Consider the following 22,289-nt stretch of genomic DNA (forward strand, 5'->3'; position numbering starts at 1 on the left):
ACTCTTGGCCCAATGGTTCGCAGGCACATCTTTAAATCTCCCGGAAGCTTGCACTTCATGGACGGGCCCCCCGCCGACTGTAGTGAGCGCGATTATACCGGCTAATAGTCCTTTGATCAGTTTTTTCATAAATAAAGCGACTCCTTTTATTAACATCTTTCCTAATATCAATATATCAAAATGAATTCGAATTCGTCGAACCCATTATAGATCACCTAAACGAACAGACGGCTGTGCTGAATCCGTGATGCAGGAGAGAGATCGGGAGGTTTACTTTCGTTTCTCGTTGACGAATTTGAAGGTCGTCTTTTACAATACCGAGGTAAGCGCTTTCTTTTACGGTGACAAAAAAGTGTCGGTTAAGCATGGCAAGTCCACAGGCGTTTGAGGATCGGAGGGGTGAAATGAAAAAGAACTGGTATCGGCGAATGTTATTATCTTATTTCCCTATTTTTTTCGTAACGATGGCTGTGCTCATATTCATTTTTATTATTGTCGTAAGTGATATTTCGTACAAGCAAACGGTCAAAGCCGACCGGATCACGACCGATTACGTGGTAGGCCGGCTGAGCAGTTCGCTCAAAGGAATTGAAATGGACGTGCTGAAGGAAATCGAAAAAAATAAACGTTACGAGGATTTTCTGAATGTGGCGCTTACCGAGCAGAACAGCCAGATTATCATTGACGTGGCGGGCAGCTTGCGCGAGCTGGTAGCCAGCGACAGCTTGATTCACTCGATATACATTTATCGCATTCAAGACGAAAAGGTGCTGACACGGAGCGGGCTCGTGGACTCGGACAGGTTCGCCGACCGCTCCTTCATCGAACAAGCGTTGATCAGGCTGGATACCCGAAGCTGGTCACCTATCCGAAGCTATAGGGAATTCGGCTTGGACCAGGAGAAGCAGGTTGTCTCCATGTATAAAAGGGAACCTCTGCCCTTCGGCAATGATGGCCTGGTGGTCATCAATATTGATGTCTACGCTGTAGAGCAGATGATTCGCTCGATGAACAGCAATGAGGTTTCCTTTCTGGATGTACGGGATGCTTCGGGAGAGCTGTTGTTTTCTACCCGTTCAGCCGATGCAGGCAAGGATGATCAGCAAGGGAAAGTTGTGAATCGGATCACGCTGGATTTGCTCGGCTGGCAGTTTGAGAGTGGCATTGCGGCCGGTCACCTATTTTTATGGGTATCGCTTATTTCTTATATATGGGTAGTAATCGGTATCGTTACGGTTGTGCTCGCTTTGATCTACATCGTGTTTATTACGAAAAGAAATTATAAGCCGATTCGAACGATGATGAGCCGGATTGAGTCGCTTCACGAACGGGAGGATGCACCGAGTCTAAATCGGGATGAGATGGCCCTGATTGATCAAACGTTGGAGAATCTGATACGTCAGGCAGCCGATTTTGAGAAGCAGCAGCGGGAGAATCTGCTGGTTAGCCGGCGTCAACTGTTCTATGACATTATGCTGGGCGAGAAGCTAAGCAGGCTGGATGAACGCTTGAAGAAGCTCGGGGTGCATCCTGATATGGAGGATCCTCAGTTGGCATTCGTGGTGGTGGAGATCAGAAACTACCATGATTTTCGCAGCACATTCTCGGAGCGGGACCAGCGCACGCTGAAATTTGCCTTAACCAATGTGCTGCAGGAGCTTGCTCAAATGGAGGGCATGTATTGCTGGGCGGAATGGGTCGCCGAGGAGAGGATGGGCATGATTGTTGGCGTAAGCAACAGTCATTCCTCCGCGTTACATCATATCAAAGGGTTTGCGGATAAAGGAAGGGAGTGGGTTGAGCAGCATCTGCGCTTTTCTCTCTTGTTCTGCATCGGGCAGCTGGAGGTGGATTGGCAGCATATGAAGCGTTCCTATAAAGCAGCGGAGGATGTGCTGCAGCATAAGCTATCGCTCGGGAAAGAAGCGATTATGATCAGCGAGGACTTGCCGGAGGCGTCGGACCGCAGATGGTATGAATATGTATTAATCAGCTCGGAGTTGGTGAAGGAATTTCGGCATCTGGACGGCGAGTGGCGCACCTGCATGGAGAGGCTGTTCGAGCAAATGAAAAAGGATTGCTTGAAGGATGAGGACATTCGTACGGTGCTGCAAATGATGATGGATATGCTGGGATATGAATTGTCCTCCATGTCTGATGATTTATATGACCATCTTGAGAACCCGAAAATGGTCACACAGCTGAATGTTGATGGAACGGCAGGATCGCTGGAGGATTTAAAGGCATGTTACTTCGAGCATTTAACGGAAGTATACCGCTTGTACGTGGCGCACAGCGAAACGAAAAACCATCGTGCGATGATCGGCGAGATCAAGGCTTATATCGAAGAGAATTTTGAGAATCCAGACCTGTCCCTGAAGCATTTAAGCGACCGGTTTCATATTTCCCCGAAATACGCCAGTTATTTGTTCAAAGAAGAATTCAACCTGAAATTTGTTGATTTTATCGTGAAGCTGCGAATGGAGCGGGCACAGCAATTGCTTGCTGAAACCAATGAGACGATACAGAATATTTCGACTCAGGTCGGCTACGCCAATTCGATTACGTTTGGCCGCGTGTTCAAACGAGTGGTAGGTGTTACGCCGGGAGAGTACCGGAGATTGAAGATAAGGCCTGACAAAACCCGCCATTGACAGCATTTCATGAAAAAGGTTTATTGCGCGAATCCGCTTTATCCCACCACTGAAAAGCTAAATCCACAACAGTTTATCGCTTTGAAACAAGTTTATTGCCGCTTTATCCGGTATCATGCCATACTTTGGTCATTCCGAAGAGACCGACAACCACGATTATGAAAACGCCATCATTCATGGGCTCGTCGGATGAACATCATAATCGAAGAAGGGGATGGTAAGATGCTTGGAAATACAAAAAGAAACGGGATGGCGATGGTTTCTGTCATTCTAGCGGTCCTGCTGCTGTTCACGGCCTGCTCGTCCAATTCAAACTCCAATGAGTCAGGCGGATCAAGCGGGTCGGAATCCGGACAACGGGTGACGCTCAAGATCGAAGTGTTCGATAGAGGAAACTCTCCAGCAGGGTCCACCATCACGGACAACTACTTGACAAGATACGTTCAGGAGAACTTCGGCGATCCCAACAATATCGATGTTGAATTCGTACCCGTACCCCGCTCCGAAGAGGTGGAGAAGCTGAATGTGTTGATGGCAAGCGGCAGCGATGTGCCGGATATCGTGTTCACGTATGATACGAATACATTTAACCGCTATGCTTCACAGGGAGGCTTGACCGATCTGGCTCCGCTGCTTGAAGAGCATGCTCCGAATTTAACGGCTTTCCTCGGTGAAGACATCCTGCAGTACGGCCTTTATGAAGGCACACAATACGCGGTTCCGGCCAAGCGCTCGCAAGTCGGCAAATATGCTTCCTTTATCCGCCAGGATTGGCTTGATAAGCTGGGGCTTGATGTGCCGAAAACGACAGAGGAGCTGTATGAAGTGCTGAAGGCTTTCAAAGAGAAAGACCCGGGTGAGACGGGGGGACAAGTCATTCCGTTAGCCATGACGGTGGCAAATGCCCAGTATGAGCCGCTGATCTGGTCTTTCATCGAGCCGCTCACGGAAGAACAGAGCTACACGCTGACGCAAACACTCGGCTCCAATGATTATCCGACCCTTCTGCCAGGCTTTAAGGAAGCGCTGCAGTTTATGAATAAGCTGTACAACGAAGGATTGATGAGCAGGGACTTTGCGCTGGATACAGATAAGAAAAAGCTAGGCGAGGACGTTTCTTCAGGCAAAGTAGGCTTCTTCAGCGAGGACGATGTTAATCCATTCTACGAGAACGGCATGTATGCTACTTTGCAAAAGAACGTCCCAGGTGCCACCTTAGCTGCGGTGGATGTCTATTTAAATCCTGAAGGCAAGTATGCCAAACCGATGTACAATCCGAACGGCATGTATATTATGGTGCCGAAATCGAGCAATCGTGCCGTTGAAGCCATCAAGTATCTCGAATGGATGGCCACCGACGATCACCTGTTCCACATGCAGAACGGCGTTGAAGGAGAGAACTACACGATGGTAGACGACGTTCCCGTTGCGATGGAGAATCAAACGGAGGAAGCGCTGAACCGCCTGTACAATAGTGGCGACATGGCGATCATCTCCAACGGCAAGCAGCTTGGAAGCGAGGAGCTGAATCTGAGAGCGAGAGCGATGCAATTCCCGAAAGAATATCAGGATATTGTAGCGATCGCGCAGGAGCTTGCCAATACCGATCTGATTGAGCCGGTGGTCCTGAGCAGACCTATTGATGCCCAGACGAAATACGGGACAACATTGCAGGAGAAATTCAAAGAGATGCTTGTAAAAACAACGATGGCAAAGCCGGACCAATTCGACAACGTGTATGAAACGATGATGAAGGACTATATGGCAAGTGGAGGACAGGCGATCCTCGACGAGCGCACAGCTGTCTATCAAGAGATGCAGTCCAAATAAAGTCAGGTTTGGTCATAACGGGAGACTGAGCTCGGGTGATCTCTCGATCTCTCGTCTCCTGTGTGAACCAATCGCATAGGGAGGGGCCGCTGTGAGTTCAAAAGTATATTTCCGCAGATATTGGCAGCTGTATGCGCTGGTTATGCTGCCGCTGGCATTTTTCATCATATTCAAGTACGGTCCGATGTACGGGATCCAAATCGCGTTTAAAGACTTCAACTTTTTTCAAGGGATCCAAGGAAGCGAATGGATCGGGTTCGAGGCATTCCGAGAAGTATTTGGCATGCGGGACTTTTACCTTACACTTCGCAATACGCTGATGCTCAATTTTCTGGATTTAGTCGTCTCGTTCCCGGCACCGATCATCTTGGCTATTCTGCTCTACGAGATGAGGACCGTCTGGTTTAAGAAGCTATCCCAAACCATTCTGTATATCCCTCACTTTATATCCTGGGTGATTATCGGTGGTATCGCTGCCCAGGTGTTCGGCACACAGTCCGGCATGATCAACAATGTTATCACTTCACTGGGATATGAGGCTATACCATTTCTCACAGAGAAAAATATTTGGCTTGTGACGTACCTACTGATCGGCGTATGGCAAAGTGCGGGCTGGGGAACGATCATCTATTTAGCGGCGTTGACCGGCATCAATAGAGAATTGTTTGAAGCGGCAAGCATCGATGGCGCCGGCAGAATGAAACGGATATGGCATATTACGCTCCCGGGTCTCAAACCGACGATTGTTATGCTGCTCATTATTAATCTGGGGCATCTGATCACGATCGGCTTCGATCGTCCGTATGTGATCGGCAACTTGGCCGTGCGCGAATATTCTGATGTATTAAGCACCTTTGTATATCGGATTGGTCTTCAATCCGGCCAATATACGCTGGCTACCGTCGTTGGCTTATTTCAGGCTGTCGTAGGGCTGGTTATGGTTCTTTCGGCCAACTATATCTCCAAGAAACTCACGGACGAAGGCATTATGTGAGGGGAGCGGGATACGGTGAAATGGCTGCCAATGCAAGGGATGATTTACTGGAAAGGAGCGGACGTCTGTGAGTGAGCAAACAGCCAATCGCGTGTTCAATACTGTCAATTTTATAGTTTTAACGATCGCCACACTGCTGTGTCTGGCTCCATTTATTCATATATTAGCAGTTTCCTTAAGCTCACCAGGACCTATTCTATCGGGAAAAGTCAATCTGATTCCGGTTGAGATTAATTTTGAATCCTACAAGCAGGTCTTTACCGATTCTTCGATGATACGTTCCCTTGGCTTCACGGTGATGCTGACCACTTTATTCACAGTGCTCTGCATGATCATGACCATCGCGGCCGGGTATCCATTGTCGAAGAGAAAGCTGAGGGGGCGCAAGCTGCTTATGACCGTCGTGGTCATCACGATGTTCTTCAGCGGCGGCATCATACCGGAGTACATTCTGGTCCGCAGTCTGAATTTGCTTGATACGATCTGGGCGCTCGTACTGCCCGGTTTGATTAATCCGTTCTATTTAATCATATTGATCACCTTCTTTAATAATATTCCCGAGAGTCTGGAGGAGTCTGCGGAGATCGACGGCAGCAGTCATTTCCGAACGTTGATCGGCATTATCCTTCCGCTGTCACTCCCCGTCATCGCCACGCTCAGCCTGTTCTATGCGGTAGGACGGTGGAATGGATTTCAAGATACGCTCATGTACATCAACAGTCCGGAGCTGTACCCGCTGCAGCTGAAGTTGTACCAGCTGATCCAGAATAACATGATTACCGATCTGCTGGCGGCGGAAGGAGCGGGAGCTGTTGCGAAGCTCGTGCCCGAAGGATTAAAGGCGGCAAGCGTCATGTTTGCTACGGTTCCGATTCTGCTTGTGTACCCGTGGCTGCAGCGTTATTTTGTCAACGGAGTCATGATTGGCGCAATTAAGGGATGACATGACCAGCGTTACCGTGACATTTATAAGAAAGTGTGGGGAGATATGTGGCGATATATGACAAGTTAGTTGCAGCGAATGATGAATTCGCACAGATGGCGATGGAGCATCAGGTGCTTGATAAGGAAAGCCGCTTCCACGGAGGCGTCGTTGATCCGGCAAACGGCCTAGCCTGGCCGAGTCACGGCGGAACACCAAAAGATATGGCAACCTGGGCCTGTGCCCTCGTGAACAAGGATTCCCGATTTTATCACGATGATGAGCTGGTGCATCGTTTGGAACTGGCTGCGGAGTTTATGCTCCGGTCCCAGCATGAAGACGGCTCGATTTCCCCGCCATGGACCAATCTTCATTCCCCGCCGGACACGGCCTTCGTTGTAAGCGGGCTAGCCCAAGTGTATGCGCTGCTGAGCAGCCATGCTGACCGATATGAGCGGTTACAGAAGGTGGTGGCGGATATTTATACGTTTCTGGAGCGAACGATTCCCGTTCTGCTCACGGGCGGATGCCATACTCCCAATCACCGATGGGTGATATCCTCAGCGCTCGGATTTATGTATAAGCTGACAGGGCGGAAGGAGCTAAAGGCCAGGGCGGAAGAATGGATTGCGGAAGGAATGGACTGTACGGAGGATGGGGAATGGACAGAACGAAGCAACGGCATTTATAACGCGGTCAGCAATATTGTGCTGTATTATGCTGCGGAGCAGCTGGAGCGGCCCGAGCTGCTCGAGCCGGTGCGCCGGAATCTTAGGATGATGGCCTATCTGGTCCACCCGGACGGAGAAGTAGTCACCGATTATTCCGGACGTCAGGATTTTGGGCATGCGCACGATATGAGCGGATATTTCCTCTGTGCCAAGCTGATGGCTCACCGCGATCAGGATCCGTTATTCGAGGCGCTTGCCGAGCTGGCAGGCCGGTCGCTTAAGCATCCCGGCGGGTTGCCCAATCATGCGCTGCTCGGGCTGCTGCGCTATCCGAAGCTGCTTGAGTCCACCGTAGAGGCAAGTGCCTTGCCTGACTCCTACGGCGTAATTCTTAACGGCGGATTCGCACGGGAGCACTACCTGAGCGGGATGGAAGCCGCCGGGCATCATGGCCGGATTTATCACAGCAAGCTTCATCCTGACTTTGGCGCTCCGATTGCCCGCTATCGACGCGGAGCGACCAGCACGACCGTCATGACAGAGACGAACTCGTTCTTCGCGCTGCGCCATGGGGCTGTACGGCTGCTGGGGGTTCAGATTGCGTCGTCCTTCGGTCCAGGCTTCGTCAAGCCGAGCCGGTTGGAGACATTAGATCAGGGTGTTCGTTTAAGTGCGCTTGAGAAAAAAGGATATTACGGCCCCGTTTCTAAGGAGGACCTGCCCGAAACGGCAAGCGGGCTTGTCAGCCCTTGGTATTTGCTGCCGCATCATTTGCGGAAGGTGACCCACGAACAGCAGCATCAGGTTGAAATCATGCTGGAGGAAACCGAACGAGGCTGGAGCATTCGAGTCCGCTGTCAAAGGGAGGAGCCGATTTTGACACAAATTTCATTTGTCCTGGGCAAGGAAGGCGTATTGGCTGGCGGAGATCTTGAGCAGATCGCGGGCGAAACGTACTTTTGGAAGCAAGGGCCGGTTCGTTTGGCAGCAGGAGCGGATTGGATTGAACTTGAAGGCGGCGCATATGAGCATTGGGCCATGGGAATCAACAATGCCGGATACCCGGCCGATTACCGGACACTGCTTGTGAACGTGCTCACGCCTTATGACCGGACGTTCGAATTAAGACTATCTCGTTAATGGGCATGCCTTTAATTCACGTGAAGGATGGGAGGAGAGAGACGCATGATCGGGTACGTAGAGGAGAGGGAAAGCGCCCGTTATTGGTTCGGGAATGAGGATGAACGGATACTGGAACTCGTGGCCGGACGCTATATGGGGGCGAACCCTCCGGTCCCATTTGCCCTGCGGGCTTTTTCGAAAGCAGGGATATTGCAGAATAGGGACGGCTTATATGACCTGGATTTTTCCGAAAGGCTCCCGCAGGCGGAGGAAGGCGACTATGTGTATGCCTTCGGCCTCGTTTGGAGCGAGGGCGAGCGATCGATTGATGGTGTCATGGAAGTGCTTGGCCCTGTGCGGCTGTTCGTGAATGAGAAGCTGGAGTATCGCTCGACCGTGGTAGACGAGCTTGACCCGAACGCGCGGATCAAGGTGCCTTTGACTTTCGGCTATGGGTGGAACACGCTGCTGATTGAAGCGAGAAAGACGGCGTCTGGCTTCGGCTGCCGGTTTGGCGCCGATGAGGCGAAGGTGCGGATCATGCAAGTGCTCGCCCCATTCGCCGATCGGAAGGGCAGCGCGGGCTGGGTGTATTCGGAGCCGGTCAAGTCTACCGATTTCGGTGAGGCCGGTCAAGCATTTCCGGATTGGCGGAAATCGGAAGCGGATAGTGGACGGAAGTGGCTGCCTGCTGTCCAGTGGCAGTATCGCGAGCTGGCGTTGCCGAACCTGGAGCGCATGTACGGCCGCCCGGACCGTACCGCCGCCGGTTACGGCTGGAGTTCCATCCGCGTGCCGGCCTCGCTAGCGAAGCTTGAACTGAGCGGCAGGAGCTATGGACCTGCTCAAATCTGGCTGGACGATCGGGTGGTGGTCCGTGTTGCGGAAAGCGGCGCGTTTCGGGCAGAGATCGACGTTACACCTGGCGTGAACCAGATATTGGTCCGGACAGTATCTTCACACGACGGCTGGGGATTCGAGCTGCAGGCAGCTGCACAGGGACGCACCTTACCGTTGTCCCAACCGGTGACGGTTCACGGGAATACGAGTCCGTGGCTGTACCTGGCTCCGCTGCCCGTTGAAGCGATGTACACGCCAGCTCAGATCCGCTCCATCCAGTCCCCTTTCGCCGGTCTTGACGGCTTCGTATATTGGACTGTTGACGCGCCGTCCACGCGTGTTCGGCCCTACTATGAGAACGCCATGCTGAGTAACAAATGGACGACCGGAGGGGCAACCAACTATGGACGGTGGGATTATCCGCTTGGCGTTACGATGTATGGCCTGCTGCGAACCGCACAAGCATTGGATCGTTCGGATATGGAGAAATATGCGTTGTCCCATATCGAAAGCTGCGCGCAGATGTATGAATATTCGCTGTGGGATCTAGCGGAGTATGGCTTTCCGGCGATCAACCATCAGCTGGTGCTGATCAAGATGCTGGACAATTGCGGTTCCTTCGGATCAGCGATGCTGGAAGCTTATCTTTCAGGAGGGCAGCCCGAATTTAGGAAGATCGCGGACAGCATCGCCGATTTTATGCTGACACAGCTGGAGCGGCGGGAGGATGGAGCGTTCTATCGCTTGTGCGAAGGAGAGTACTCCGCAAACACGATGTGGGCTGATGACCTGTATATGAGCGGACCGTTCCTGATTCGTTATTCCCAGGCGACGGGCGATCCTGCGGCGATGAATGAAGCAGCGAGGCAGTTTCTGCTGTACCGGCGTTATTTGTTCATGGAGGATCAAGGCGTCATGTCCCATGTCTATGATTTCAAATACGGGAAGCCCACCCGCATTCCATGGGGTCGCGGCAACGGCTGGGTACTGTTCTCGCTGAGCGAGCTGCTTGAGCGGCTGCCGGAGGATCATAAGGATCGTGAAGATTTGCTCACCATGTTTCGGGAGCTGAGCGCAGGAATTGCAGCACTGCAGTCGGACTCAGGGCTGTGGCATCAAGTTCTGAACCGCCCTGACGCTTACTTGGAGGCGTCGTGCACTGCCATGTTCGTATATGCCTTTTCGCGAGGGGTGCGTATGGGATGGCTGGATCGAACGGGCCCTTACGCCGAAGCAGCTATGAAAGGCTGGGAGGGGCTTGCCAGGCATGCGATCGACCTGCAGGGGAATGTGCACGGTGTATGCAGCGGCTCCAGGTACTCCTATTCACCTTATTACTATATGGATGATTTGCGGACCGTGCTGAATGATAACCACGGTATCGGGATCGTGATGCTGGCCGGCGTTGAAATTATGCAGCTTAAAGCCGCGCTGATGCGATCAGCGGATGAACGCTCTTGACGCAGTCGCTTTTTTTCATGACAGGGGCAACATATTTTCCACGGATTCAGGAATATAAATATTCATCATATGGCTGGAGCTGGCCGTATGATTCTTCAGCGAGTTAAGCGCTTAACCCAATAATCGTAAGGGGATGAGTTCACAATGAAGACAAAGACGGTTCGGCTGACGATGGCCCAGGCGCTTCTGCATTTTCTGGATAACCAATTTGTCGTGCTGGACGGAGTGGAAACGAAATTCGTCAGAGGAATCATGGGAATCTTCGGGCATGGCAATGTGACGGGAATCGGTGAAGCGATCGAGCGGGAACAGACAGGGCTATGCTACATCCAGGGCAAAAATGAACAGGGCATGGTGCACGCTGCAGCGGCCTACGCCAAACAGAAGCGCCGCCGGCAAATTTATGCATGTACAACCTCAATCGGCCCAGGCGCGCTGAATATGGTCACTGCGGCAGCGACAGCCACGGTGAACCGGATTCCGGTGCTCTTGCTCCCTGGCGATAATTTTGCCTGTCGCCAGCCCGACCCGGTGCTGCAGCAGCTTGAGGTGCCTGGGGATTATACGGTATCGGCAGCGGATGCTTTCCGCCCAGTTAGCCGGTACTGGGACCGGATTACCCGTCCGGAGCAGCTGATGAGTGCGGCGCTGCAGGCGATGCGGGTGTTGACCGACCCTGCCGAGACCGGTGCGGTGACCCTGGCGCTGCCTCAGGATGTGCAGGCCGAGGTGTACGACTATCCGGCCGAATTCTTGCGTAAGCGCATTCATGTTATAGACCGCAGGCCTCCTGCACGGGAAGCGATCCAGCGCGCCAGCGAACAGATCGCCGGCAAACGCCGGCCGCTGATCATTGCAGGCGGCGGCGTCCACTACAGCGAAGCCGCTTCCGATCTTATGGCTTTCGCGGAAGCATTCGGGATTCCGATCGCTGAGACCCAGGCAGGCAAGAGCGCCATTTCCTGGAAGCATCCGCTCAGCATGGGCGGGATCGGGGTGACGGGAACAGCTGCAGCCAACCGATTAGCACGAGAAGCGGACGTTATCATTGGCGTGGGGACCCGGTACTCCGACTTTACGACTTCCTCCAAGTCTGCCTTTGGAGACAACGCCGTGTTCGTGAACATCAATGTGAACGGCATGGATGCGGTGAAGCTGGACGGCGTATCGATTGCGGCGGATGCGAGGGAAGGGCTTGAGGCGCTCCGAGAGGCTCTATCTGAACGAGCCTATCAAAGCGGGTATGCCGCTGAGGAGCTGGCTGATCTGAAAGCAGCGTGGGATGGGGAGGTTGACCGGTTGTATGAAATCGAATGTGCTGAGGGACTTTCGCAAACCCGTGCGCTTGGCATCATTAACCGCAGCCTGACGGAGAAGGATGTGGTGGTGTTCGCGGCGGGAAGCCTCCCCGGGGATATGCACCGCTTGTGGCGGGCCGCGCAGCCGGGCACCTATCACGCGGAATATGGTTTTTCCTGTATGGGTTATGAGGTCAGCGGAGCGTTTGGTGCGAGCCTCGCCGAGCCGGACCGCGAGGTATACGCCGTCTTGGGAGATGGAAGTTACTTGATGCTGCACTCGGAGCTGGTGACCAGCCTCCAGGAAGGAACGAAAATCACCGTCCTGCTGTTTGACAACCACGGCTTTCAGTGCATTCACAATTTGCAGCGCAGCCACGGAAGCGACGGGTTCGGCAATGAGTTTCGCCGACGTGTGCCCGGAGGCAATCTGACAGGCGAATATATGCCCATCGACTATGCCGCTCATGCGCGGAGCATGGGAGCCAAAGCTTATACGGCAACAAACGCGGAGGAGCTTCAGGAGGCACTGGTCAAGGCGAAGCGTGAGGCGATATCCACGCTGATTGACATCAAGGTGGTGCCTGGCACCAATACCGGGGATTATGAATCGTGGTGGAGGGTTGGCGTGCCGGGGGCATCGTCCAGCGAGAAAGTGCTTGCTGCGCACCGGGAAATGCAAAAGCGAATTGAGCAAGCGAGGCCTAGATAAGGATGTGCTTGTCCATAGAGCTACTGCAATAAGCGCAAGTGGAAGCCTGAAGGAGCTCATGCTGTTTTGTGATTTCACATCACGAAGTCGTCATTTTCAAATATGAGGAGGCTGGCGGGAGATGCGAAGAGGCTTAAAGATGAAGCTGGGCATTCATCCGATTAACTGGGTCGGCGAGGACGTCCGCGAGCATGGGGATAACACCACCTATGAAGAGATTATCGATGATATTCAAAGACTGGGGCTGACGGGAACGGAAATGGGCCGAAAATTTCCGAAGGAGACGGATGTACTCAAGCAAACGCTGGCAAGCCGGGGGATACGTCTGGTTTCTCAGTGGAAGTCGGTGCTGTTCTCCGATCCGGCGTATCACCAAAGCGAGTTAGAGGCGTATCGGCTGCATGCTGCTTTTTTACATGAAATGGGGAGCACGGTCATCAGCACGGCGGAGGTAGGCGGCTCGCTTCATTTCGACCCGCGCCGGACGCCGAATGAGAAGGAAGTAATCCGGCTTGATGAAGCCGGCTGGGAGGCTTTGGCGGAGGGACTGAATGCTGCTGGGCGCATCGCCGCGGAATACGGGATGAAGCTGGCTTACCATCATCATGGCGGGACTGTGGTGGAAAGTCCGGAAGAAATCGACCGTTTAATGGCGCTTACGGATCCTTCGCTGGTGCACCTCTTGTATGATACAGGCCACGCTTATTATGGCGGTGCCGATCCGCTGAATCTGCTGCAAAAGCACTACGACCGGATCGCTTATATCCACTTGAAGGATGTGAGGGACGCAGTTTTGGAGGAGGCCCGCCGGGAGGGTGCCGATTTTGTGACCTGCATCCGCAAGGGGGTCTTTACGGTACCGGGCGATGGCTGCATTGATTTTGCCCCGATTATGGCGCTGCTCGTCCAGCGCGAATATGATGGCTGGGCGATGCTGGAGGGAGAGCAGGATCCGGCGCTCCATCCCCCGTACGAGTATGCGCGGCGATCCCTTGAATATTTAAAGGCATGGCTTCCGGCCAGCAGGGAAGGAGAGGAGTAGATGGTCACGATGAGCACACTGGCATTTGATTTCAGCAAGCCGGTTGATTTTGTTGCGATCGGGCGGCTGTGCATTGATCTGAACGCCAATGAGATCAATCGGCCGATGGAGGATACGGTCACTTTCACCAAGTATGTCGGCGGCTCGCCGGCTAACATCTGCATCGGAATGTCGCGTCTAGGGATGAGCACCGGTTTTATTGGCAAAGTGTCAAATGATCAGATGGGGCGGTTTATTACGCGATATTTACAACAGAACAGCATCGATACCCGCAATGTGGTAACCGATCATTCCGGCGCTGTCACCGGACTCGCTTTTACAGAGATCAAAAGTCCGACAGACTGCAGCATCCTCATGTATCGCGACAATGCCGCCGATCTGCTGCTGACGCCGGGCGAGGTGCAGGAGGAGCGGATCGCCGAGGCGAAGTTGCTGCTCATCTCCGGCACGGCGCTGGCGAAGAGCCCGTCACGGGAGGCGGTGTTCCAGGCGCTTCAATATGCGCGAAGGCATGGGGTTGTCGTTGCTTTCGATCTGGACTATCGGCCGTACACCTGGAGCTCTGATGAAGAGACAGCGGTTTACTACAATTTAGCCGCAGAGTACTGCCATATTGTGATCGGTACGCGCGAGGAATTTGATATGATGGAGCGTTTCGAATCGAATCCGGACAAAAGCGACCGGGTGACGGCCTCCAAATGGTTCGATTATCGGGCTGAAATCGTTGTGATCAAGCATGGAAAGGAAGGCTCGATTGCCTACACCAAGGACGGATCAAGCCACCGCGCGCGAAGCTTTAAGGCGCAGGTAATCAAGACGTTTGGAGCTGGGGATTCGTATGCCGCGGGGCTGTTATACGGCTTGATGAAGGGCTGGCCGATCGAACGCAGCATGACTTACGGCAGCGCGGCGGCGGCGATCGTCGTGTCCAGCCACAGCTGCTCGGACGCGATGCCGACAGCCCGCCAAATTGATGAATTCATGGAATCCAGCCAGGCAGATGAATAAACAAGTCCAAGAGCTAATAATCGTAGGGGAGCGTGTACCATGGCAACAGAAGCAACGAAGATCAAAAACTTGATTGGCGGACAGTGGACGACCTCAGTTTCAACACACACACTGCCGGTTGTTAATCCGGCAACAGAGGAAGTTCTCGGTTATGTGCCTTTATCGACAAGAGAAGAGCTGGATGCTGCGGTAGCCGCGGCGAAGGACGCGTTCAGTACCTGGAGTCAGACGGCGGTGCCGCGCCGGGCGCGCATTCTGTTCAAGTATCAGCAGCTGCTTGTGGAGCATTGGGAGGAGCTTGCGCGCATTGTCACGACCGAGAATGGCAAGAGCTACGAGGAAGCTTACGGTGAGGTTCAGCGCGGCATTGAATGCGTGGAATTTGCAGCCGGTGCCCCCACGCTGATGATGGGCAGACAGCTTCCCGATATCGCCACCAATCTGGAATCGGGAATGTACCGCTACCCGATCGGCGTTGTCGGCGGCATTACGCCGTTTAACTTCCCGATGATGGTGCCATGCTGGATGTTTCCGCTGGCGATCGCCTGCGGCAATACGTTCGTGCTGAAGCCGTCCGAGCGGACCCCTCTCTTGGCCAATCGCTTGGCCGAATTGTTTATGGAGGCCGGCCTGCCCCCAGGCGTCCTGTCCGTTGTACACGGTGCGCACGAAGTGGTTAACGGCCTGCTGGAGCATCCGGATGTGCGGGCCATTTCCTTTGTGGGTTCCCAGCCGGTCGCCGAGTATGTCTACAAGACCGGCGCGGCTCATGGCAAGCGGGTTCAAGCGCTGGCAGGCGCGAAGAACCATTCCATCGTCATGCCGGACGCCGATCTCGATGCTGCGGTGAAACAGATTATTAGCGCGGCCTTTGGCTCGGCCGGGGAACGCTGCATGGCTTGCGCGGTTGTGGTGGCTGTCGGCGAAGCGGCGGATCCGCTGGTGACCAAGCTGAAGGAAGCGGCAGATGCAATCGTGATCGGCAATGGCCTGGATGAAGGGGTGTTTCTGGGTCCCGTTATTCGGGACGCGCATAAAGAACGAACACTACAATACATCGAAATCGGCGAGAAAGAGGGCGCTCTGCTGGTTCGCGACGGACGCAAGGATGCAGCCACGGACGGCACAGGCTATTTTGTCGGACCCACGATTTTCGATCAGGTATCTTCCGACATGAAAATTTGGCAGGACGAGATTTTTGCTCCGGTGCTTTCGATAATCCGGGCGGATACGCTGGACGAGGCGATCGCGATCGCGAACAAGTCCGAATTTGCGAACGGTGCTTGCTTGTTTACGAAAAACGGCAGCCATGTCCGGAAGTTCCGGGAAACGATCGATGCAGGCATGCTGGGCATTAATCTGGGGGTTCCGGCGCCGATGGCCTTTTTCCCGTTTTCGGGCTGGAAAAATTCGTTCTACGGTGACCTGCACGCGAACGGTCCGGATGGCGTTGAGTTCTATACCCGCAAGAAAATGGTTACGGCGCGTTGGTAGGAGGAAGGATGTGCGAAGGGTGGCCCGGGAGCAACGGGAACATTCCTTCTGACATACAACTGACGAATTCGGGAGACAAGGGGACGTTAAGCCTATGGGAACAATAAAGGTCGGCATCATCGGTGCCGGACGGATCGGTAAAATACACATTGAGAATTTACAGCGTCAAGGAAATGCAGAGGTGGTCGCCGTAAGCGATCCGTTCGCTGACGAAGCGCTGCGGCAGTGGGCAGCGGAGCGGGGGATCCGGACCGTAACGAAGGATGCAGCTGAATGGATGGACGATCCGGCGATCCAGGCCGTGTTCATCTGCTCGCCAACGGATACGCATGTGCCATTCATTAAGCTGGCGGCGGCTGCTGGCAAGCATATCTTCTGCGAGAAGCCAATCAGCATGGAGGTTTCGCAGACGGCGGAGGCGCTGGAAGCGGTCAAGGCCGCAGGGGTACAGCTGCAGGTCGGATTCAATCGACGATTTGACCATAATTTCAAACGGATCAAGGAGATTGTGTCCAGCGGCGAAATAGGGCAGCCGCATATCGTGAAGATCACATCTCGCGATCCTAGTCCACCCGGGGAAAGCTATATTCGTTCTTCCGGCGGGATTTTCATGGACATGATGATTCATGACTTTGACATGGCCCGTTATGTAAGCGGAGAGGAGGCGGTTACGATCAGCGCGGTCGGCAGCGTGCTGGTTGATCCCGTGTTCGAACAGTGCGGGGACGTGGATACGGCCGTCGTGACGATTCAGTTCGCAAGCGGTGCGATAGGCATTATCGACAACAGTCGAAAGGCAGTGTACGGCTACGATCAGCGCGTTGAAGTATTCGGATCGGGCGGAGCTGTCGGGGTAAACAACGACTATCCGAATACGGCCGAGATTCATACGGAGGACGGCGTTCGCCGCGACAATCCGCTGCATTTTTTTCTGGAACGATACAATGAAGCCTATGCGGATGAAGCCCGGCAATTTATTGCCTGCCTTGCGGAAGGGCGGCAGGTTCCGGTTAACGGCGAGGATGGCATGCAAGCAGAGCTGATGGCCTGTGCTGCGGCGGAGTCTCTCCGTCTGGGCAGGCCGGTGCCGGTGAAGCTGTCCATAGCTGCCGAGTAGTGGCAGGCTATATGATTAAAATCGATAATTCAATAGATCACCCGGTATTCAGATGCATCGAGGAATCCCTGGGTACCGGGGGAATCAGTAAAGGAGCGGATACGGATGCAATCCAAACTGATTGTTCCTGAAGCATCGCAGCCGAATCAGGAGGGCGTTGTGCTGCGGGTAACGCCGGAATCGGCGGGATGGAGCTACGTCGGTTATGAAATGGTCAAGTTGAAGAAGGGCGAAGCTTTGACGCGGGAAACAGGCCGCTTGGAGGCATGTCTGGTTTTTCTTAGTGGAAAAGGCGATGTCAGGACGGCGGAGAAACGCTGGACCGGGATCGGCCAAAGAATGAGTGTGTTCGAGAAAACGCCGCCCTATTCCGTTTACGTCCCAAGCGAAGACCGCTATGAGGTGGTGGCCGAGACGGACGTGGACCTCGCGGTCTGCACCGCTCCGGGGGGCGGCGAATATGAAGCCAGGCTCATCGAGCCGGGGCATGTGGGGGTTGAACATCGGGGCAGCGGCAATATGGCACGGCTTGTTCACAATATTCTGCCGGAATCCGAGCCTGCGCACAGCCTGCTGGTGGTCGAGGTGTTTACACCGGGCGGCCATTGGTCCAGCTATCCGCCGCATAAGCATGACCGGGATGCGCTGCCGGAGGAATCGCTGCTCGAGGAGACCTATTATTATCGTATCCAGCCCGAGCAGGGCTTTGCCGTTCAACGCGTATATACGGATGACGGATCATTGGATGAAACCTTGTGCGTAAGAAACGGCCAGGCAGTGCTCGTGCCCAAGGGCTATCATCCTGTAGCGGCGCCTGCCGGCTATGAGGTCTACTATTTGAATGTGATGGCAGGGCCGCGCAGAACTTGGAAGTTCTACAATGATCCCCATCACGAGTGGCTGCTTAAATAAGCGATGGCAGGCGGTTTCGCGCAAGGGGCTGGGTGCCCGGGTCAGGATAGATTCTGATCTGTCATACCGGCGAAGTTCTTTACGATGGGTCGTTTCCTGATCATAATAGAAGGATAAAGATGGAAAGAGGCGGATCAGGATGAAAGCAACGATCTATGATGTTGCCAGAGAAGCTGGGGTGTCCATAGCGACAGTTTCTAAAGTTATAAATGGCAAAGGAAAAATCAGTGAAGAACGGCGCAGGGAAATTATCGAGATTATGGATCGTCTTCACTATCAGCCCAGCGTCATCGCATCAGCTTTGACCGGAAAGCATACCTATACGTTCGGGCTGCTCATACCGGTCATTTCCAATCCTTTCTTCGCCGAGGTGGCAAGGGCGGTGGAGGACCGGGCCCATCAGCTAGGTTATAGCGTCATTATTTGCAGTACCGACAATAAGGATGATCGGGTCGAGCGGTATATCGGTTTACTGAAGCAAAAAAGTGTAGACGGGATCATTATGGGAACAGGCATAGAAAGGGTGGATATGGCAGCTGAACTGAGCGGCTCGATGCCGGTAGTTGCCATTGGCCGCGAATGGTCGTCGGTCCCCGTCCATACAGTTGTAGCCGATGATTATCAAGGCGGGAGGGCGGCGGCTTCGCATCTACTGGGACTTGGACATCGCCGGTGTGCTGTGCTGTCGGAGAGCATGACGATCATTAGCAGCCGGGAGCGGGTTCAAGGATATCGGCAGGCGCTGGAGGAAGCGGACATTCCCTTACATAATGACCACATCCGAATATGCAAGTTTACGATTGAAGACGGCAGAAGGAACACCGCCTTGCTCCTCGCCGATGAGAATCGTCCTACGGCGTTGTTCTGCTGCAATGATCTGCTTGCCGTAGGGGCGCTGCAGGCGGCTAGAGAGGCGGGTGTAAGGGTGCCTGAACAATTGTCGATCGTAAGTTTCGACAACACGATACTGGCAGCGGTAACGGATCCTCCTTTGACCTCGGTAGCACAGCCGATGGAACAGCTTGGCGCCATGGCCGTCAATCTGTTGGTGAGAGAGCTGGAAGAGAAACCGTCGGATAAGCAGAAGATCGTGCTGCAGACGGAGCTGATTGTCCGCGAGTCTACCGCGGGCTGGCGGTCATAGCGCCAGACTGTTGAAATGGAAAGAGTGACTTCAAATACGCATGAAGGGCTACCCCCAAAGCCAGCTTATAACGGCTTAGGGATAGCCCTTTTTATCATACGGATATGCATGAATACAGCTCTAACCCTCTCTTACATCATAAAGCACACGGGCCAGCAGGTCCTGGCTGTAGTTGCCAAAGTGCTTGCCATAGATCGTAAGCCCGCGCTTGTTCACAGACTTCTCCGTGACTGCGACGCGAAAAGTAAGCTCACTCTTATAATCCAGCTGGATCTGGTCCAGCGTGACATCGGAGATGCGGCAGCCATCAATAAAGCTGCCTTTTTTGTTGATCCGGATCAGCTTGAGCATCCCGTATTGGTTCAGCTGAGGCGGCCACCAATCCGGGTTGAAATTGCCGCGTGTGTCACCGAAATCGCCTGGGCTGGTCCAGCTGCCGATCTCGATCCCGTTGATATAAAAGTAAATGTCGGACGGGTAGTTATCGCAATAGCCGGGAGCTTCGGAGCCAAGTTCCAGCGAGAACTGGATTTCCCGGAAGGACTGGTTGGACTTCAAATAATTCGGGATCCGATACTCCAAATATCCCTCGGTGAGCCAAATAATTTCGGCATCGATCCGGTCAGGGTCGGCGAAATAGCGGGGATCGTCAAAGTCGCCGATGATGCTGTCCTTAGTCGCGAGACCGCATGTTGGCATAGCCTGGTAGTCGCTGTAATGGCCTACCTTGATCTCAACCTCGTATAAATTCTCCGCATCCTTGCTCCGAAGGTCGACCATCAGCTTGTCTTTGTTCAGATAACAAATCTTCTGAATGCCATGCTTCCCCCCGGTCGTTTGAATTTCGATAAGGCCGCTGTCCTCCAGCTTCTTAATATGCATTGTAATCGCACCGTTGCTTAAATTCAGTCTATTGGCGATTTCATTCAGGTTAAGGCTCTGGTTGGTAGCCAGCAGCTCAAGGATCTGGATCCGGATTTCAGAGCTAAGCGCTTTGAATATATCCAGTCCGCTCTTTAAGTCTTTGATGTAAATCATACGATTTCAACCCTTCTTCCACGTATAGGGATCGCCATTCGTACCTTAAATCGGACGGATGACGGTTTGTTTTAAATGAGTATAAATCAATATGGTCGCGAAATAAAGAACTTCATCTGAAATGGACTAGGATTGAAGCTGAATCCGTCGAATTTTGACCGGACTTTACTTGTTTTATTTATATTTATTTGAATTAAAAGGAGACCGGAATAAGATGAAGGCTTAAATCACTAAACAATAATTCTGTGCTATATGTACTACTGAAGAGTGATCGTGCGAATGTTCCGATTAAGCCGATTCTATTATTTTTAATAAACATAAAACATTTTATATTTACAACGATTATACACCTATGCTATGTTAATTTTGCAAACGGATTCATATTGGTTTTATTAAAAAGTTTCAAGAAAAACTAAACTGGAAGGTGAAGCGTTTTGACAGCTGGGACATTGAAGGCACGGATGACCATTGACAAGTCATTTCGAATTGCGCAAGTGGACAACCGAATATATGGCTCGTTTATCGAGCATCTTGGACGCGCCGTATACGGCGGAATCTATGAGCCTGGGCATGCGTCCGCGGATCAGAGCGGTTTTCGGAATGATGTAAAGGAGCTGATTCAAGAGCTGCAGGTTCCGATCATTCGGTATCCAGGCGGGAATTTTGTGTCCGGATACAATTGGGAGGACGGTGTGGGGCCAGTAGCGGAGAGACCGAAGCGGCTGGAACTGGCCTGGAGAACGCTGGAGAACAACGAAGTGGGAACCAATGAGTTCATCACCTGGGCCAAGGAAATCGGATCAGAAGTGATGATGGCCGTTAATCTTGGCACGCGCGGCATTGATGCCGCCCGAAATTTGCTGGAGTACACGAATCACCCTGGCGGCACCTACTGGAGCGATCTGCGCCGCAGCCATGGCTATGAACAGCCGCATCAAGTGAAAACATGGTGCTTGGGCAATGAGATGGACGGCCCGTGGCAGATCGGGCATAAGACAGCTGAGGAGTACGGCAGACTGGCGCTGGAAACGGCGAAAGCGATGCGTCTGGTAGACCCGGAAATTGAGCTTGTGGCCTGTGGAAGCTCGAGTGCGAACATGCCAACCTTCCCGGAATGGGAGGCCGTCACGCTGGATCATACCTATGAGGCTGTCGATTACATCTCCCTGCACCAATACTACGGGAATCGTGCTAACGATACGGCCAATTATTTGGCGCTTACCCTTGATCTGGATCATTTCATCCATACCGTGAAATCTACCTGTGATTACATCAAGGCGAAAAAGCGCAGCAAAAAGACGATGCATCTCAGCTTTGACGAGTGGAACGTTTGGTATCACTCCAACGATGCGGACAAACAAATCGAGCCGTGGAGCGTGGCGCCTCCACAGCTGGAGGATGTCTATAATTTTGAGGATGCGCTGCTGGTCGGCAGCATGCTGATCACCTTTTTGCGTCATGCCGATCGAGTGAAGATGGCCTGTCTGGCCCAGCTCGTCAACGTCATTGCTCCGATTATGACCGAGAATGGCGGCCGGGCATGGAAACAGACGATTTACTATCCATACCTGCATGCTTCCCGGTACGGGCGCGGTGTATCGCTGCAGCCCATCGTCGATTCTCCGGTCTATGACTCGAAGGATTTTACCGATGTTCCATACCTCGACAGCGCTGTCGTTTATAACGAGGCGGAGGAAGAAATTACGATATTCGCGGTGAATCGCCATCTGGAACAGTCACTGGAGCTGACGTGTGACGTGCGCAGCTTTGAAGGCTTCAAACTTGTGGAGTTTATCGTGATGGAGCACGAGGACTTGAAAGCCGTCAATACGGCGGATGAAGAGAAGGTAAAGCCGCATCACAGGGGACAGGCGAAGCTGGACTCCGGTATGTTAACCGCATCCCTTGCAAAGGCTTCCTGGAATGTCATTCGGCTCAAGAAAGGTTAACGCATTCTGCCAAGGCATAGAGCGTGCAGCCATCTGAGCAGTTAGCAGTATTTAGCCTAGCCATGCAGCATGTATAGTTCC

The 22,289-nt window shown here is 53.1% G+C and carries 15 protein-coding genes; 14 read left to right on the top strand and 1 reads right to left on the bottom strand.

Going from position 1 to position 22,289, the window contains the following annotated elements:
• Window positions 1–464: 464 nt before the first annotated feature.
• The 13 genes from CHH67_RS00405 (at window position 465) to CHH67_RS00465 (ending at window position 19,221) form a co-directional block, all read left to right on the top strand.
• A complete protein-coding gene (locus CHH67_RS00405; RefSeq protein ID WP_244908043.1) occupies window positions 465–2,654 on the top strand; it encodes a helix-turn-helix transcriptional regulator in 2,190 nt (729 codons plus the stop codon).
• A gap of 222 nt (window positions 2,655–2,876) precedes the next feature.
• Window positions 2,877–4,484, top strand: coding sequence for an extracellular solute-binding protein (locus tag CHH67_RS00410; RefSeq protein WP_095263005.1), 1,608 nt, complete (start codon window positions 2,877–2,879; stop codon window positions 4,482–4,484).
• A 91-nt stretch (window positions 4,485–4,575) separates the two neighbouring features.
• Window positions 4,576–5,478 carry an ABC transporter permease gene (locus CHH67_RS00415; RefSeq protein ID WP_095263006.1) on the top strand — a complete coding sequence of 301 codons (903 nt, stop codon included), beginning with the start codon at window positions 4,576–4,578 and terminating at the stop codon, window positions 5,476–5,478.
• 67 nt (window positions 5,479–5,545) lie between these two features.
• A complete protein-coding gene (locus CHH67_RS00420) occupies window positions 5,546–6,421 on the top strand; it encodes a carbohydrate ABC transporter permease (RefSeq protein WP_095263007.1) in 876 nt (291 codons plus the stop codon).
• A 35-nt stretch (window positions 6,422–6,456) separates the two neighbouring features.
• Window positions 6,457–8,211: a hypothetical protein gene (locus CHH67_RS00425; protein ID WP_342351943.1), complete on the top strand. Its 1,755-nt coding sequence runs from the start codon at window positions 6,457–6,459 to the stop codon at window positions 8,209–8,211.
• Between the two features lie 45 nt (window positions 8,212–8,256).
• Window positions 8,257–10,494 carry a glycoside hydrolase family 88/105 protein gene (locus tag CHH67_RS00430; RefSeq protein ID WP_095263008.1) on the top strand — a complete coding sequence of 746 codons (2,238 nt, stop codon included), beginning with the start codon at window positions 8,257–8,259 and terminating at the stop codon, window positions 10,492–10,494.
• A gap of 144 nt (window positions 10,495–10,638) precedes the next feature.
• Window positions 10,639–12,504: a 3D-(3,5/4)-trihydroxycyclohexane-1,2-dione acylhydrolase (decyclizing) gene (gene iolD / locus CHH67_RS00435; RefSeq protein ID WP_095263009.1), complete on the top strand. Its 1,866-nt coding sequence runs from the start codon at window positions 10,639–10,641 to the stop codon at window positions 12,502–12,504.
• A 121-nt stretch (window positions 12,505–12,625) separates the two neighbouring features.
• Window positions 12,626–13,546: a myo-inosose-2 dehydratase gene (gene iolE / locus CHH67_RS00440; protein ID WP_244908044.1), complete on the top strand. Its 921-nt coding sequence runs from the start codon at window positions 12,626–12,628 to the stop codon at window positions 13,544–13,546.
• A 9-nt stretch (window positions 13,547–13,555) separates the two neighbouring features.
• Window positions 13,556–14,554 (top strand): 5-dehydro-2-deoxygluconokinase, encoded by a 999-nt coding sequence (gene iolC / locus CHH67_RS00445; protein WP_095263203.1) that lies wholly within the window; start codon window positions 13,556–13,558, stop codon window positions 14,552–14,554.
• A 39-nt stretch (window positions 14,555–14,593) separates the two neighbouring features.
• A complete protein-coding gene (locus CHH67_RS00450; RefSeq protein ID WP_095263010.1) occupies window positions 14,594–16,048 on the top strand; it encodes a CoA-acylating methylmalonate-semialdehyde dehydrogenase in 1,455 nt (484 codons plus the stop codon).
• Between the two features lie 94 nt (window positions 16,049–16,142).
• Window positions 16,143–17,165: an inositol 2-dehydrogenase gene (iolG, locus tag CHH67_RS00455; RefSeq protein ID WP_095263011.1), complete on the top strand. Its 1,023-nt coding sequence runs from the start codon at window positions 16,143–16,145 to the stop codon at window positions 17,163–17,165.
• A gap of 105 nt (window positions 17,166–17,270) precedes the next feature.
• Complete coding sequence (gene iolB, locus CHH67_RS00460; RefSeq protein ID WP_095263012.1) at window positions 17,271–18,077, top strand: 5-deoxy-glucuronate isomerase; 807 nt, start codon at window positions 17,271–17,273, stop codon at window positions 18,075–18,077.
• A 139-nt stretch (window positions 18,078–18,216) separates the two neighbouring features.
• Window positions 18,217–19,221 carry a LacI family DNA-binding transcriptional regulator gene (locus CHH67_RS00465; protein ID WP_095263013.1) on the top strand — a complete coding sequence of 335 codons (1,005 nt, stop codon included), beginning with the start codon at window positions 18,217–18,219 and terminating at the stop codon, window positions 19,219–19,221.
• Window positions 19,222–19,341: 120 nt separating this feature from the next.
• On the opposite strand, the gene CHH67_RS00470 is transcribed toward CHH67_RS00465, so the two are convergent.
• Window positions 19,342–20,259, bottom strand: coding sequence for an ArsR/SmtB family transcription factor (locus CHH67_RS00470; protein ID WP_095263014.1), 918 nt, complete (start codon window positions 20,257–20,259; stop codon window positions 19,342–19,344).
• A 461-nt stretch (window positions 20,260–20,720) separates the two neighbouring features.
• Between CHH67_RS00470 and arfA the strand changes: the two genes are divergently transcribed.
• Window positions 20,721–22,208 carry an arabinosylfuranosidase ArfA gene (arfA, locus tag CHH67_RS00475; RefSeq protein ID WP_095263015.1) on the top strand — a complete coding sequence of 496 codons (1,488 nt, stop codon included), beginning with the start codon at window positions 20,721–20,723 and terminating at the stop codon, window positions 22,206–22,208.
• The last annotated feature ends 81 nt before the right edge of the window (window positions 22,209–22,289 follow it).

This window comes from Paenibacillus campinasensis, assembly GCF_002272015.1.
GTDB classification, from domain to species: domain Bacteria; phylum Bacillota; class Bacilli; order Paenibacillales; family Paenibacillaceae; genus Paenibacillus_AQ; species Paenibacillus_AQ campinasensis.

Bases quoted from the DNA above. Each gene is read 5' to 3' on its own strand.
- CHH67_RS00405 (WP_244908043.1), top strand. From the start codon at position 465: ATGGCTGTGCTCATATTCATTTTTATTATTGTCGTAAGTGATATTTCG.
- CHH67_RS00410 (WP_095263005.1), top strand. From the start codon at position 2,877: ATGCTTGGAAATACAAAAAGAAACGGGATGGCGATGGTTTCTGTCATT.
- CHH67_RS00430 (WP_095263008.1), top strand. From the start codon at position 8,257: ATGATCGGGTACGTAGAGGAGAGGGAAAGCGCCCGTTATTGGTTCGGG.
- iolD (WP_095263009.1), top strand. From the start codon at position 10,639: ATGAAGACAAAGACGGTTCGGCTGACGATGGCCCAGGCGCTTCTGCAT.
- iolE (WP_244908044.1), top strand. From the start codon at position 12,626: ATGCGAAGAGGCTTAAAGATGAAGCTGGGCATTCATCCGATTAACTGG.
- iolC (WP_095263203.1), top strand. From the start codon at position 13,556: ATGAGCACACTGGCATTTGATTTCAGCAAGCCGGTTGATTTTGTTGCG.
- CHH67_RS00450 (WP_095263010.1), top strand. From the start codon at position 14,594: ATGGCAACAGAAGCAACGAAGATCAAAAACTTGATTGGCGGACAGTGG.
- iolG (WP_095263011.1), top strand. From the start codon at position 16,143: ATGGGAACAATAAAGGTCGGCATCATCGGTGCCGGACGGATCGGTAAA.
- iolB (WP_095263012.1), top strand. From the start codon at position 17,271: ATGCAATCCAAACTGATTGTTCCTGAAGCATCGCAGCCGAATCAGGAG.
- CHH67_RS00465 (WP_095263013.1), top strand. From the start codon at position 18,217: ATGAAAGCAACGATCTATGATGTTGCCAGAGAAGCTGGGGTGTCCATA.
- CHH67_RS00470 (WP_095263014.1), bottom strand. From the start codon at position 20,259: ATGATTTACATCAAAGACTTAAAGAGCGGACTGGATATATTCAAAGCG.
- arfA (WP_095263015.1), top strand. From the start codon at position 20,721: ATGACCATTGACAAGTCATTTCGAATTGCGCAAGTGGACAACCGAATA.